The following is a 14,433-nucleotide window of genomic DNA, read 5'->3' on the forward strand; positions in this document are numbered from 1 at the left end:
GCCGGACAGGTCAGGGCCCGAGCGGCGTTCCCCCGTCCCGCCGAGCCCGACCTGCCATCCGCCGCAACAACCCGTCGCGCCAGACGAAATGGTGCAGCAGCGCCATCACGACATGGCCGAGGATCAGCGCCAGCAGCAGCCAGGCCAGCTTGCTGTGCAGCAGGTCCGCCGGCGCGGTCATCCATGCGATGCGCTGTCCCGTGCGCGGCACCAGCGGAAGCCCGAAGAAGGCATAGCCCCGGCCGCTGCCGAAGGCGCGCAGCAGGCCGAGCGCCGGGATGATCGCCATCAGCGCATACAGCGCGGCATGACCCAGCCGTGCCGCGCGCCCCGCGTGATTCGGCGCCTGCGCCGGGCGTTGCCTGCGGTTGCTCCAGGCCCAGGCCAGCCGCAGCAGGATCAGCGCCAGCAGCACCGTGCCGATCGACTGGTGCGTGCCGACCCAGAAGGCCATCAGCGGCGTGCGGCCGAGGATCAGCCGCAGGATCATGCCGGTGAACTGCCACAGCAGGATCGCCGCCATCAGCCAATGCAGCAGCCGGGAGACCAGGCCATAGCGGTCCGGCGTGTCGCGCCACGTCATCCCGAACTTCCCTCGCCCCGCGCCAGCTGTGCCCGCAGCACGGGCAGGATCACGCCCATCGCCGCCTCGCCCAGCATCGCGGAATGCAGCGCCGGGACATGCACCACCTCCAGCCGCGCCGCATAGGGCGCCCACATCCCCGGCGAGATCGCGCGGCCAACATGGTCGCGCGCGGCCCGAAAGTGCAGGATGGTGCCGTCGTAGCGGCGGTGCCGATGCGCGCGCACCAGGCGGTTGTTGCCCTCCACCACGCGCACCACGCCATCCAGCGCCGCTTCCGGCAGCCGGCCGAGCGGCATGCCGCCGCGGCGCAGGAAATCGATCACCGGGCCGCGCTGCATCGGCAGCTCCGGATGCAGCGAGGGATCGTGGCCTGCGATGTTCAGCAGCGCGCCATAGATTGCCGCGTCATCCGGCTCCGGCGAGGCGCGCCAGGCATCGGAGGGATAGGCATCCAGCATGGCCAGCAGGCCGACCTCGCGCCCGAGCTCGCGCAGCCGCACCGCCATGGCCTGGGCAATGAGCCCGCCCACGGACCAGCCGAGCAGGTTTACGGGCCCCGGCCCTGCGGCGGCCAGAACGCGGTCGGCGTACTCGGCCGCCAGCGCCTCCAGGCTCTCCATCGGGGTGACGGCGGGATCGAGCGCCGGCGACTGCACGCCGAAGACGGTCCGCTCCGGCGCCAGCACGCGCGCCAGCCCGCCATAGCACCAGGCGATGCCGCCGGCGGGATGCACGGCGAAGATCGGCGCGCGCGCCGGCTCGCCGCGCCCCAGCACGATCAGCGGCCGCAACCCGTCATCCGGCGGCGGCAGGGCGGTGGAGTCGAGCAGCGCGGCCAGGCGCGCGACGGTTGGGTATTCGAAGAGCGCGCCGAGCCCCGGGTCTCGGCCGAATTCCCGCTGCACGCCCAGCATCAGCTCCACCGCCAGCAGCGAATGGCCGCCGAGGGCGAAGAAGTCGTCCTCCGCGCCGATGCGCGCGACGCCCAGCGCCTGGGCAAACAGCGCGGCGACGCGGCGCTCCGTCTCGGTCGCCAGCGCACGGCTTGCGCTGCCCGCATGATCGGGCCGAGGCAAAGCGGACTGGTCGAGCTTGCCGCTGGCATTCACCGGCAGTGCGTCCAGCGTGACGAAGGCGGAGGGCAGCATGTAATCGGGCAGGCGCGACGCCACATGGCCGCGCAGCGCGGCGGCGTCGTAACCCTCGCCGGGCACGAGATAGGCGACCAGCCGCTTGTCGCCGGGCCGATCCTCCCGCGCGATCACGCGCGCCTGGCGCACGCCGCGAAACCCCGCGATCGACGATTCGATCTCGCCGAGCTCTATGCGCTGGCCGCGCAGCTTCACCTGGCCATCCGCGCGGCCGAAATAGAGGATCGCGCCATCGGCGCGGAAGCGCGCGAGGTCGCCGGTGCGGTACATGCGCTGGCCGGGATGGAAGGGATCCGGGACAAAAGCGTGCGCCGTGCGCTCGGGCAGGCCGAGGTAGCCGCGCGCGAGCTGCACGCCGGCGATGAACAGGTCCCCGGTGACGCCGGGCGGCAGCGGCCGAAGCGCCTGGTCGAGCACATAGAGCCGTGTATTCCACACGGGATGGCCGATCGGCATCGGGTCGCTGCGGTCGCCGCGCGAGGCGTCCCAGTAGCTAACATCGACGGCGGCCTCAGTGGGGCCGTAGAGGTTGTGCAGCTCCGCCGTCATGGTCGCGTGGAAGCGGTCGCGCAGCTGCGGCGTCAGCGCCTCGCCGGAGCAGAAGACGCGGCGCATCGCCAATCCCTGTGCCGCTTCATGGGCGAGGAAGGCCGCCAGCATCGCCGGCACGAAATGCGTGGTGGTGACGCGCTGGTCGCGGATCAGGCGCGCGATGGCGGTCGGGTCGCGATGCGCGCCGGGGGCGGCGATGACCATCGGCGCGCCGGCGATCAGCGGCAGGAAGAATTCCCAGACCGAGACATCGAAGGTGGCCGGCGTCTTCTGCAGGATTCGGTCATCCGGGCCGATGCCGTAATGCGCGCGCATCCATTCCAGGCGGTTGACGATGGCGCGATGCTCGATGACCGCGCCCTTCGGCTCCCCGGTGGAGCCGGAGGTGTAGATCACATAGGCCGCATCCTCCGGCGCCGGGCCCGCGGGTGCGCTCCCCTCCTGCGGCCAGTCCGCTGGCGCCAGGAAGGCGCCGCCATCGGGCAGTGCGGCCTCGGCCAAAGTCAGGCGCGGCCGCGCGGTGGCCAGGATGCGGGCATTGCGGGCGGCGGGGTGCGTGGCATCCAGCGGCAGATAGGCGGCGCCGGCGCGCAGCGTGCCCAGCAGGGCGACGATCAGTTCGAAGGATCGGTCGAGCGCCACGGCGACGATATCGCCGCGCCCGATGCCGCGCGCGGCCAGCGCGCCGGCCAACGCCGCGCTGCGGCGGTCGAGCTCGCCATAGCTCAGGACGCGGCCCTCGAAGACCAGTGCCTCCGCCTCGGGTCGCGCCGTGAGCGTCGCCTCGATGAGGCCGACCAGCGTAGTGTCGGGCACGGGATGCGCGGTGGCGTTCACCGCATGGACGAAGTGCCGCGCTTCCTCCGGCGTCGCGGTGGGCAGCGTGGCGAGGCTACCCGCCTCCAGCGCGGCCGCACAAAAATGCGCGGCGCGGGTCACATGCGCCTGGGTTTCCTCCGCGCTGTGCAGCGTCGGATTCGCCTCCACCTCCAGGTGCAGCGCCTGCGCGGCAGAATCGCCGCGCAGGTCGAAGGTGATGTCGTCCACCGGGCCTGTGCCGAGCAGATGCAGGCTGGCGGTCAGGCCCGGAAATTCGGGCAGCGCGTGATAGGGCTGGATGTTCACGATTGGCCCATGCAGGCGGCGGCCGGCACCGACGCGGCCGAGGTCGCGGCGCAGCTGCTCGCCACGGTAGCGGCCGTGGCGGCGCAGCGCGGCGAGCTGCGCGGCCACATCCTCCATGCCCTCCCGCAAGGGGCGCGCCTCGTCGAAGCGGATGCGCAGCGGCAGCACGTTCATCAGCGTCGCCGGCACGCGCGCCGCCGTGCTGCCGAAGCGGTTCATGAAGGTGATGCCGATGCTCGATTCCGCCTCGCCGGTCAGCCGCCGCACATAGGCGCCGAGCAGCGCCGTCATCACATCCGGCCAGGCCAGGTCATGCGCGGCGGTGAAGCGGCGCAGCGCCGCGGCGGCTTCCGGCGAGATCTCGGCCCGCGCGCGATGCACCGCACGCGCGGTCAGGGCGACGCCCTGGCCGATGCCGGTGACCTCCGGCGCATCGGCCATGGCCGCGCGCCAATGGTCGGCATCCCGCGCCCGGCGCGGCGAGGCGCGGTAGTCCGCATCCTCCGCCAGCACCGCCGCGAAGGGCGCGAGCGCCGGGCCGGGATCGCTGCCCGTGACGCGCGCGGCATAGAGCGCGGCCACCCGCCGCATCAGCAGTTCGGTCCCAAAACCGTCCAGAACCAGGTGATGCGCGCGGTGGTACCAGAGGTGATGCTGCGGCGAGAGGCGGAACAGCATCTCGGCCGCCAGCGGGCCACGCGCGGGGTCCAGCGGTGTGCCCATGTCCCGCGCCATCGCGGCGCGCGCCGCCTCCAGCGGATCGGCCTCGGCGGTGCAATCCACCCATCGCAGGAAGGGGCGCAGCGCGGGGTCGGCGCGCTGCGTGACGCCAGCCGGTCCATCGGTGATTCGGAAGGACAGCGCATCAGCTTCCGCCACCATGCCATCCACCGCGGCGCGAAAGGCCTCGGCATCGAGCGGTCCGCGCAGCTCCAGGTAGTGGCCGGTATTGAACAGCGGATTGCCGGGGTCGAGGCGCTGCGCATACCACAGGCCTTCCTGCGCCTCGGTCAGCGCCGCGCCGGGCATGGCGCCGTCAAGCATCGCGGCGGCTGGACATCGCGCGTTGGGCCAGGGCCCACCAGGCGCCGAGCGTCACCTTCTCCGCCACCGCGGCGAGTTCCAGCGGCGCGCCCGCCTCCGCCCAGCGCGTCAGCAGCGCCATGGCGCGCATGGAATCGAGGCCGAGGTCGATCAGATCCTCCTCGTCGCCGATCTCCTCCGGCGGCATCCGCAGCACGCGGGCGAGGTCGGCGCGCATGCGCTCCTGCGTCATGGCCATGGCGGGGCCTCCCTTCAGCTTTCGGGCTGCTCGGCCAGCAGCCGCGCGCGCAGCCGGGCGCGCAGCTCCTTGCGGCTGATCTTGCCGACGGCGGTGGTCTCAAAACTGTCGACCAGCACGACCTGGTCCGGCACCTTGAAATCGGCGATCTGGCGCTGGCGCATCCAGGCGCGGATCGCCGCCGGCTTCGGCCGCTCGCCGCGCGGGATGAGGAAGGCGCAGCTGCGCTCGCCCAAAAATTCGTCCGGCACGGAGACCACCGCGGCATCGAAGACGTTGGGATGCGCCAGCAGGTGGTCCTCGATCTCCTCGGCCGAGATCTTTTCGCCCGCGCGGTTGATGTGGTCGCCGGCGCGGCCCTGCACGACGAGGTAGCCCTCGGGCGTGCGGCTCACGATGTCGCCGGTGCGGTAGTAGCCATCCGGCGTGAAGGACCGCGCATTGGCGGCCTCCTCGTTGTGATAGGCGCGGATGGTATAGGGGCCGCGCGCCAGCAGATTGCCGGGCTGGCCTTCCGGCACCGGATGTCCCTGGTCGTCCAGGATCAGCACCTCGTCATCCGGGCTGATCGGTCGGCCCTGCGTCGCCAGCACCAGCTCCGGCGGATCGTCCAGGCGGGTGTAGTTCACCAGCCCTTCCGCCATGCCGAAGACCTGCTGCAGCTGGCAGCGCGGCAGCGCCTCCGCCACGCGGCGCGCCGCTTCCGTGGTCAGCTTGGCGCCGCCGACCAGCTGCACCTTCAGGCTCGACAGGTCGTGCGGCGTGGTGGGCGCGGCCTCCGCCCAGAGCAGCGCGAGCGGTGGCACCAGGCCGGTGATGGTCACCCTCTCCCGCGCGATCAGGGGGAAGGCGACCTCCGGGCTCGGCGAGGGGCTGAGCACCACGCGGGCGCCGGCATAAAGCGCGCCGAGATGGCCGGGCGAGCTCATCGGGAAATTGTGCGCGGCGGGCAGCGCCACCATCAGCGCGCTATCGGGGGTAACGCCACAGATCTCGTTGCTGGCGCGAAAACTGTAGATGTAGTCGTCATGCGTGCGCGGGATCAGTTTCGACAGGCCCGTGGTGCCGCCGGAGATCTGCAGGAAGGCGACGGAGGCGGGGTCCGGATCACCCGGCAGCGCGCCGACATCGCCATCCAGCGCGGCGAAGGCCGAAAACTCCTCGGCCTCGCCGACGACGAAGACGTGGCGCAGGCCAGGCTCCGCCTCGCGCGCCTGGCGCGCCAGGGCGCGATAGTCAAAGCCATCGGCGCCGCGATCGGCGCAGATGTAGCCGGCGGCCTCGGCCTTGCGCAGGAAGTGGGTGATTTCCGTCAGGCGATGGCCGGGCAGCGCATAGACCGGCACGAGATGCGCGCGGAACAGCCCGAAGATGGCGGCGAAGAATTCGGGCACATTGCCGAGCTGGACCACCACCCGGTCCCCCGGACGCAGCCCGCTGGCCAGGAAGCCGGCCGCCGCCCGGCCCGCCCGCGCCCAGAGCTCGGCATAGCTCCAGCGCTGGTCGCCGCCGATGATGGCCAGTGCCTCCGGCCGCTCCGCCGCGCGCTGACGCAGGAAGCCCGGCAGGGTCTCGCCGCGCCAATGGCCGGCGGCGCAATACCGGGCGGCGGCCTCGGCGGGCCAGACCTGTCGGAGAGGGAGCAAGGCCGGTATCCGTCCTGTCTGCGGCAAGGCGCGCGGGCGGCGCCAGTCATTTGCGAATGATCCTCATTAGCGTTTTGGCCAAGGGGCGGCAAGCAGCCCGGCCGCCAGCAGCAGGATGGCGACCAGCGCATAGGGCAGCGCCGGTGCCAGGGCGTAGAACAGCGACCCCGCCACCGGCCCCATCACCATGCCGAGCCCCTGCGCCGCCCCCACCGCCCCGGCCGCGGCGCCCTGCTCGCTGGCCTCCACCGCATTGGCGGCCAGGGCGGAGAAGCCGGGGAAGACCCAGCCCATGCCCAGCGCCGCGACGAAGTAGCTCGCGGCCAGCATCCAGCCCTGGCCCGCCAGCATCACGCTGCCGAAGCCCAGCGCCGCCACCAGCAGGCCGAAGCGCACCATCCGCGCCGGCGGGATGGGCCAGCGCGCGGCGGCGGATTGCGAGAGCACCAGCCCGATTCCAACGGCCGTCAGCGCCAGCCCGGCCGCCCGCGCCGCCGCATCCGGCGCCAGCCCCAGCCGGTCCATGGCATAGAAGCCGATGCTGACCTGGGCGATGGAAACGCTGACCATCGCCGTGAAGCCGATGGCGAGCGGCCGGCGCAGCCGGGGATCGGTCAGCCTCAGCCGCCGCCGCGGCGGGCTTTCGCGCGGCGGCGTCGCCGGCAGCAGCCGCCAGAGGGCGAGGCCCGCCAGCAGCGGCAGAACGGCGGTGACGAGCAGCGGCAGGCCGAGCCCATGGGGCGCCAGCAGCGCCGCCAGCGCCGGCCCCGCCACCAGCCCGGCGGCGCTGCCGGTGCCGAGCCGCGCCAGGGCCTGGGCGCGCTGGGCGGGGGGCGTGCGGTCCGCGATCAGCGCCATGCCCGCGGCGGGAATCGCGGCATAGGCGCCGCCCACCAAAGCGCGCCCCAGCACCAGGCCGAGGCAGGCCAGCGCCACCGGCAACTGCCAGCGCAGCAGCGCGCCCACCATCAGGCACAGCGCCCCATAGGCCAGGGTGAAGCCGGCCATGCCCCATAGCAGCACGGCGCGCCGCCCCAGCCGGTCGCTGGCCAAGCCCCAGGGCCGCGCGCCCAGCATCCAGGCGATGCCGGAGGCGGTGACGGCCAGCCCCGCCTGCCAGGGCGCCAGGCCGGCCAGGCGCGCCACCGGGCCGATCAGCGCGACGAAGGCCATCATCGCCACGCTGCCGGAGAAGACCGCCGCCATCAGCGCCGGCAGCACCGGGTCGCGCGCCGGCGCGGCGGCGTCCGCCATCAGCCGGCCGCCGCCGCGTCGCCGAGCGCGTGGTCCACCAGGCTGACCCAATAGGCCGCGCCGATCGTCAGCAGGCCATCATTGAAGTCGAAACGGGGTGTATGGACGTGGTGGTAGCTGCCATCGGCGGCAAAGCCATTGCCCGCCAGCATGAAGGCGCCGGGCCTTTGCTGCAGCATATAGGCGAAATCCTCGCCGGCGGTGATCGGCGGGAAGTCGGCATCCACCGCCCCCTGGCCGACGAGCGCCGCGGCGGCGCGGGCGGCGAGTTTCACCTCCTCCGGCGTATTCACCACGGCGGGATAGGCGTGGATGTAGTCCACCTCCGCCGTGCAGCCATGCGCCAGGGCGCAGCCGGCGGCGAGCTCGCGCAGGCGACGCTCCATAACTTCCCGCGCCGCAGGCAGGAAGGAGCGGCCGGTGCCGGAGAGGAAGACCTCCGCCGGGATCACATTCGCCGCCCGCGCATCGCCGGCGGCGACATGGCCCAGGCTGAGCACCGCGGTCTGGCCGGCCGGGATGTTGCGGCCGATCACGCTCTGCAGCGTGCCGATGAACTGCGCCATGGGCTGGGTCGGGTCGGTGGCGCGATGCGGAACGGCGCCATGGCCGCCGGTGCCGCGGAAGCGCACGGACCAGCCATCCACATTGGCCAGCATGGGCCCGGGCCGCGTGCCGAAGCGACCCAGCGCCAGGCCCGGCTCGTTGTGCAGGCCGAAGACGGCATCGGCGGGGAAGCGCTCGAACAGCCCCTCCTCCACCATCAGCCGGCCGCCGGCCAGGCCTTCCTCGGCCGGCTGGAAGATGAAGTGCACGGTGCCGTGGAAATCCGGATGCTCCGCCAGGTGCCGCGCCGCGCCCAGCAGCATGGTGGTATGCCCGTCATGGCCGCAGGCATGCATCACGCCGGGGTTTTGGGAGGCATGGGCCGCACCCGTCGCCTCCTGGATCGGCAGCGCGTCCATATCGGCGCGCAGGGCGATGGCCGCGCCGGGGCCGCGCCGGCCGCGCAGCGTGCCGACCACGCCGGTGCGGGCGATTCCCTCGACCACCGCGATGCCCCAGCCGCGCAGCTTCGCCGCGACCAGGGCGGCGGTGCGCCGCTCCTCGAAGCCAAGCTCCGGATGGCGATGCAGGTCGTGGCGGATGGCGGTGAGCTCCGCCGCATGGCGCGCGAGCTGCGCGAGCAGGTCCGGGGGCAAGGTCATCTCACGGTAGGTTGTTGCGAGTGAGTGTTACTTGCAGTATCTGCCACCGGCAAGCATCCCGCCGAACGCGGCGGGTGATGAGGTGAAGCCCATTTCCGGCGCCTTCCAGATTCCCCCCGACATCGCCTGCCTGGCCGATTACGAGCGCCATGCGCAGGCGCGGCTTTCGGCGCCGGCCTGGGCCTATCTCTCGGGCGGGGCGGCGGATGAGCTGACGCTGGCGCGCAACCGCGCAGCCTTCGATGCCATTCCGCTGCAGGGCCGCGTCTTCGCGGATCTGCGCGGCGGCGGCACGCGGCTCGACCTGCTGGGCGAGAGCCTGGAGCATCCCATCCTGCTCGCCCCCGTGGCGCATCAGCGCCTGGCCTGCCCGCAGGCGGAGGTCGCGACCGCGGTGGGGGCCACCGGCGCGCGGGCGCTGATGGTGGCCAGCACCGAGTCGGATAGCCGGATCGAGGAGATCGCCGCGGCGGCGCGCGGCCGCTTCTGGTTCCAGATTTATATCCAGCACGACCGCGCCTTCACCCTGGCGCTGCTGGCCCGCGCGGAGCGCGCCGGGGCGCGCGCCATCGTGGTAACGGCCGATGCGCCGGTCAGCGGCTTCCGCAACCGCGAGCAGCGCGCCGGCGTCACCCCCGCGGGACTGGGGGAGGCCGTGAACCTGCGCGGCGCCCGGCCCGGCCCTCTGCCCCAGGCCGGGCTGGGTGAGAGCCTGCTGTTCAACGGCTTCCTCGACCAGGCCGCGCGCTGGGAGGATTTCGCCCGGCTGCGCGCCGCCACCAAGCTGCCCCTGCTGGTGAAGGGGATCACCGCGCCGGAGGATGCCGAGCGCGCGATCCGGGAAGGTGCGGATGGGCTGGTGGTCTCCAACCACGGCGGCCGCGTGCTGGATTCGCAGCCCGCCACCATCGAACTGCTGCCCGCCATCGCCCGCGCGGTGGCAGGTCGCGTGCCGCTGCTGCTGGATGGCGGCATCCGCCGCGGCACGGATGTGCTGAAGGCACTCGCGCTGGGCGCCACGGCGGTACTGATCGGCCGGCCCACTGTCTTCGCCCTGGCGGTCGCCGGCCCCGCCGGCGTGGCGCATGCGCTGCAGATCCTGCGCAGCGAATTCGAGGTGGCGATGGCGCTGACCGGCTGCCGCAGCCTGGCCGAGGTCGGCCCCGGCGTGATCTGGCGGCCTGCCCCTGCGGATGTTGCTGCAATGCCACATGAGCGGCTGCCGGGTAACAAAACATGACCGGATGGCGGAAGGTTACTTGCGACTGATTCTTAGTTGCAGCAATACGGGGCCATCCAGCGCTAACCCTGTCGGCGGCGCGTCATTGAGGAAAGCACCATGGCTGCCAGGCCGACATTGCGAAGCATCGTCTCCCAATCCGCCTTCGGCGCCGGCCTTGCGGCCAGCATGATGCTGGGCGGCGGCGTGCCGGCCCAGGCCCAGACCCAGACGGGCACGGAGCCCCAGGCCGCTGCCGAAACCGCGCCGGAGCTTCGCCTGCCGCAGGTCGGCGTGGTGGGCGAGCAGCCGGCCAATACGCTGCGCAACACCACAGGCCTGGGCCGCCTCTCCGGCCCCATCCAGAGCCTGCCGCAGACCATACAGGTGGTGCCGCAGGAAGTCCTGCGCCAGCAGAATGTGACGACGCTGGAGCAGGCGCTGCGCAACGTACCGGGCATCACATCCTCCGTCGGCGAGGGCAATGGCGGGGTCAATGGCGACCAGCTGCGCATCCGCGGCTTCAATGCGCAGAACGACCTTTATGTGGACGGCCTTCGCGACTTCGGCACCTTCCGCCGCGATGCCTTCACCTTCGAGGAAGTGCAGGCGCTGCTCGGCCCCTCTGGCCAGACCTTTGGCGCGGGTTCGGCCGGCGGCACGGTGAATGTGGCCAGCCGCACGCCGCGGCTCGGCAACTTCTTCAATGTCGAGGCGACCGCCGGCATGGGTCCGCTGTTCCGCGGCACGGCCGATGCGAACTACCAGCTGAGCGAAACCTCGGCCATGCGGCTGAACGTCATGGGGCAGCAGTCGCGCACATCCGGCCGCGACATGCCCTTCGGCAGCCGCTGGGGCGTCGCCCCCTCCCTCGCCTTCGGCCTGGGGACCGATACGACCTTCACGCTGGAATACCTGCACTACGAATATGACGAGCCGACCGATACCGGCGTGCCGGTGCTGACGCGCCCGGGCAGCAGCGTGGGCCAGCCGATCACCGAATACGGCGTCAGCCGCAACACCTGGTACGGCACGCCGACGGATCGCGACAAGTCGACGCTGGACCGCATCACCGCGCGGCTGCAGCACAATGCGACGGACTGGCTGACGATCTACAACGACACGCGCGCCAGCCACCAGGAACGCTTCTTCAGCTACAGCATCCTGGGCTGCAACACGACCTGCGTCGGCAACTTCTTCAACCGCACCGGCACGCCGCAATACACCTATAGCGGCGCCGGCTCGCCCTACGACTCCACCACCTGGGGCGTGCAGAACATCACCACAGCCGTCGCCCGCTACAACACCTGGGGCTTCCGGCACGAGACGACGCTGGGCGTGGATGGCTGGTACGAGGATTTCGAGCGCACCGGCTACAGCTACGGCGCCGATCGGTCCGCCTTCCTCGGCAATCTCTTCGACCCGGACAACGGCACCTCCTACGGCTACACGCGCTCGACCGCCGCGAATGCCACGCGCGCCGCGCAGACCACCGCCGTCGGCGTCTTCGCCAGCGAGCGGCTGTGGCTGACGCCGGAACTCTCCGTGGTCGGCGGGGTGCGCTGGAACCGCTTCCAGACCGACTACCAGTCCTACGGCCCGGGCGTCGCGCAGACCGAGCTGAATGCCGACAACAGCTTTGTCGATCCGCGCGCCTCGATCATCTGGGAGCCGACGCGGGATTACACCTTCTACCTGTCCTACGCGCAGTCCTCCTTCGCGCCGGGCTCCAACTGGTCGACCCAGCCGGGCCAGGCCTCCACCAACAACACGCTGCTGGAGCCGGAGCGCAACACGATCTACGAGGCCGGCGCGCGCGGCAGCTTCCTCGATGGACGTCTGGGGCTGAGCGCGGCCGTCTATCAGATCACCAAGAACAACGCGACGGAGACGGATGCCCTGACCGGCACCACCTTCTCCTCCGGCGACCGGCAGCGGATCCAGGGCGTCGACCTCGGCGCCACCGGCCAGCTGAGGCCGAACTGGACCTTGAATGCGCGCTACAGCTTCATGGACAGCGAGACCACGCGCTCCCTCACCGCGGCCAATGTCGGCAAGGAAGTGCAGCTGGTGCCGGAACACTCCGCCACGCTCTGGACCGCCTACGAGATCGGCGGCGGCGAGCGGCGGAACCTGACGATCGGCGGCGGCATCACCTATGCCAGCAGCATTTTCCTGAATGCCGCGAACAGCCAGGAAGTGCCGGAGACCTTCTCGCTGGATGCCTTCGCCTCGCACCGGCTGAACGACCAGGTCACGCTGCGGGTCAACGGCTACAACCTGACCGACCAGCGCAACTACACCAATGTCTCCAGCGGCCGCGCGGCGCTGGGCACGGGCCGTGCCTTCACCATGAGCCTGGCCGCAAGCTTCTGAGGAAGGCGGCCCGCGCGGGGGCCGTGCCGAGACGACGGAAGGGGCTGTCCGGACGCATGTCCGCGCAGCCCCTTTGGCGTGACAAGAGGAAGACTGGCCATGCTGGTGCATATCGAGAATGTCCTGACACCCGAGGAGGTCGCGCATTGCCGGCAGCGGCTGGAGCGCGCCGACTGGGTGGATGGCCGCGTCACCGCCGGCGACCAGTCGGCCAAGGTGAAGCAGAACCTGCAGGTGCCGGAGGATTCGGCGGCGGGCCGCGAGCTGGGCGAGATCGTGCTGCGCGCGCTGCGCCGATCGCCGCTGTTCACCTCCGCCGTGCTGCCGCTGCGGATCTATCCGCCGATGTTCAACCGCTATGACGTCGGCATGACCTTCGACACGCATGTCGACAACGCGATCCGCGCCCTGCCCGGCGGCGCGCGCATGCGCACCGATGTCTCCTCCACCCTCTTCCTGACCCCGCCCGAGGATTACGACGGCGGCGAGCTGGTGGTGGAGGACACCTATGGCGCGCAGTCGGTGAAGCTGCCGGCGGGCGACATGGTGATCTATCCCTCGACCAGCCTGCATCGCGTGAATCCGGTGACGCGCGGCAGCCGATGGGCGTCCTTCTTCTGGACGCAGTCGATGATCGACGACGACCGGCAGCGCCGGCTGCTGTTCGAGATGGACATGTCCATCATCCAGATGCGGATGTCGGTGCCGGACGACCATCCGAGCGTGCTCGGCCTGACCGGCTGCTACCACAACCTGATGCGCATGTGGTGCAAGACCTGAGGCTGCGCCTGGGGTTTCTGCAATTCGCTTCCTGCTGCGCGAGGCCATTGGCGCGGCGCCTGAGATTCATCGAGGACTGCATGACCGAGAGCCTTGCCACCCGTGCCACCTCTTCCCTGTCGCGGCGCGCCCTGCTGCTCGGTGCGGCGGGCGCGCTCTGCGCGCCGGCGGTTGCGCGCAGCCAGGTGCTGTCGCGTCGCCCGGTGACGCTGGTGCTGCCCTTCACACCCGGTGCGCCGCCCGATGTGGTTGCGCGGGTGCTGGCGGAGGGGATGCAGCGGCGCCTCGGCAATGCCGTGGTGGTGGAGAACCGACCCGGCGCCAGCGGCAATATCGGCGCCGACCTGGTGGCGCGCGCGGCGCCCGATGGCCATACGCTGCTGGTGCACACCACGACGCTGGTGATGAATGCGAGCCTCTATCGGACGCTGACCTACGATCCGCTGACCTCCTTCGCACCGCTCACGGCGCTGGTCGATGTGGATTATGCGCTGGTGCTGCATCCCTCCGGCGGTGCGTCCTTCGAGGACTTCCTGGCGCGGGCGCGGTCGCAGCCGGGGGTGCTGAACTATGCCTCCCCCGGCATCGGCACGCCGCATCACCTGACCATGGAGCTGTTCAAGCGCGCGGCCGGCGTGGATGTGACGCATGTGCCCTATCGCGGCACCGGCCCGGCGGTGACGGATTTGCTGGCCGGCCAGGTGGCGGCGATGTTCATGCCAGTGAATGCCGCGCTGGAGCTGGGACGCGGCGGCCTGGTGCGTTCCGTTGCGGTGGCATCGCCCGAGCGGCTGCGGCTGATGCCGGAGGTGGCAACGGTGGCGGAGCTTGGGGTGCCGGGCGTGACCATCAAGGACTGGTTCGCGCTGCTCGCCCCGGCCCGCACGCCCGCGCCGGTGCTGGAGCTGCATACGGAGACCGCGCGCGCCGTGCTAGCAACGCCAGAGGTGACGCAGGCGCTGACGGCGCAGGGCTTCAATGTGCTGGGGGGCAGTTCCGCGGCGCTGGGCGCCACCATGGCAGCGGATCTGGAGCGCTGGGCGGGGGTTATCCGCGAGGCGCATATCTCGGCGGAATAGGCGCCAGGGGCGGCCCTGGAGGCCGCCCAGATCCTTCGGTCGGCCGAAAACGAAAAACCCGCCAGACCGTGCAGGCCTGGCGGGTTCTCGAATTCGAATGGGATGCGGGGACAGGATTTGAACCTGTGACCTTCAGGTTATGAGCCTGACGAGCTACCGGGCTGCTCCACCCCGC

At 71.4% G+C, this 14,433-nt stretch carries 10 protein-coding genes and 1 tRNA gene; 4 read left to right on the top strand and 7 right to left on the bottom strand.

Going from position 1 to position 14,433, the window contains the following annotated elements; translation table 11 throughout:
* Positions 1-10 precede the first annotated feature (10 nt).
* From J3S20_RS21305 to J3S20_RS21330, 6 genes are all read right to left on the bottom strand, one after another.
* Positions 11-583 (bottom strand): cytochrome b, encoded by a 573-nt coding sequence (locus J3S20_RS21305; protein WP_216838541.1) that lies wholly within the window; start codon positions 581-583, stop codon positions 11-13.
* On the bottom strand, positions 580-4,458 hold the full coding sequence (locus tag J3S20_RS21310; protein ID WP_216838542.1) for a non-ribosomal peptide synthetase: 3,879 nt from the start codon (positions 4,456-4,458) through the stop codon (positions 580-582). Before J3S20_RS21310 ends, J3S20_RS21305 begins: the two co-directional genes overlap by 4 nt.
* Positions 4,451-4,696 carry a phosphopantetheine-binding protein gene (locus J3S20_RS21315; protein ID WP_216838543.1) on the bottom strand — a complete coding sequence of 82 codons (246 nt, stop codon included), beginning with the start codon at positions 4,694-4,696 and terminating at the stop codon, positions 4,451-4,453. The genes J3S20_RS21310 and J3S20_RS21315 overlap by 8 nt, the downstream gene beginning before the upstream one ends.
* A gap of 14 nt (positions 4,697-4,710) precedes the next feature.
* Positions 4,711-6,342 (bottom strand): (2,3-dihydroxybenzoyl)adenylate synthase, encoded by a 1,632-nt coding sequence (locus tag J3S20_RS21320; RefSeq protein WP_216838544.1) that lies wholly within the window; start codon positions 6,340-6,342, stop codon positions 4,711-4,713.
* A 66-nt stretch (positions 6,343-6,408) separates the two neighbouring features.
* Positions 6,409-7,596, bottom strand: coding sequence for an MFS transporter (locus tag J3S20_RS21325; RefSeq protein ID WP_216838545.1), 1,188 nt, complete (start codon positions 7,594-7,596; stop codon positions 6,409-6,411).
* A complete protein-coding gene (locus J3S20_RS21330) occupies positions 7,596-8,804 on the bottom strand; it encodes a M20 aminoacylase family protein (RefSeq protein WP_216838546.1) in 1,209 nt (402 codons plus the stop codon). Before J3S20_RS21330 ends, J3S20_RS21325 begins: the two co-directional genes overlap by 1 nt.
* Before the next feature lie 31 nt (positions 8,805-8,835).
* On the opposite strand from J3S20_RS21330, the gene J3S20_RS21335 reads away from it, so the two are divergent.
* The 4 genes from J3S20_RS21335 to J3S20_RS21350 all read left to right on the top strand — a co-directional run bounded on the left by J3S20_RS21335 (position 8,836) and on the right by J3S20_RS21350 (position 14,258).
* A complete protein-coding gene (locus J3S20_RS21335) occupies positions 8,836-10,044 on the top strand; it encodes an alpha-hydroxy acid oxidase (protein ID WP_246603073.1) in 1,209 nt (402 codons plus the stop codon).
* Between the two features lie 99 nt (positions 10,045-10,143).
* Positions 10,144-12,399: a TonB-dependent receptor gene (locus tag J3S20_RS21340; protein WP_246603081.1), complete on the top strand. Its 2,256-nt coding sequence runs from the start codon at positions 10,144-10,146 to the stop codon at positions 12,397-12,399.
* A 99-nt stretch (positions 12,400-12,498) separates the two neighbouring features.
* Positions 12,499-13,179 (top strand): Fe2+-dependent dioxygenase, encoded by a 681-nt coding sequence (locus J3S20_RS21345; RefSeq protein ID WP_216838547.1) that lies wholly within the window; start codon positions 12,499-12,501, stop codon positions 13,177-13,179.
* Positions 13,180-13,259: 80 nt separating this feature from the next.
* Positions 13,260-14,258, top strand: coding sequence for a tripartite tricarboxylate transporter substrate binding protein (locus J3S20_RS21350; RefSeq protein WP_216838548.1), 999 nt, complete (start codon positions 13,260-13,262; stop codon positions 14,256-14,258).
* Between the two features lie 103 nt (positions 14,259-14,361).
* Here J3S20_RS21350 and J3S20_RS21355 read toward each other — a convergent pair.
* Positions 14,362-14,433, bottom strand: a tRNA-Met gene (locus J3S20_RS21355).

This window comes from Falsiroseomonas tokyonensis, assembly GCF_019024325.1.
Taxonomy (GTDB): domain Bacteria; phylum Pseudomonadota; class Alphaproteobacteria; order Acetobacterales; family Acetobacteraceae; genus Falsiroseomonas; species Falsiroseomonas tokyonensis.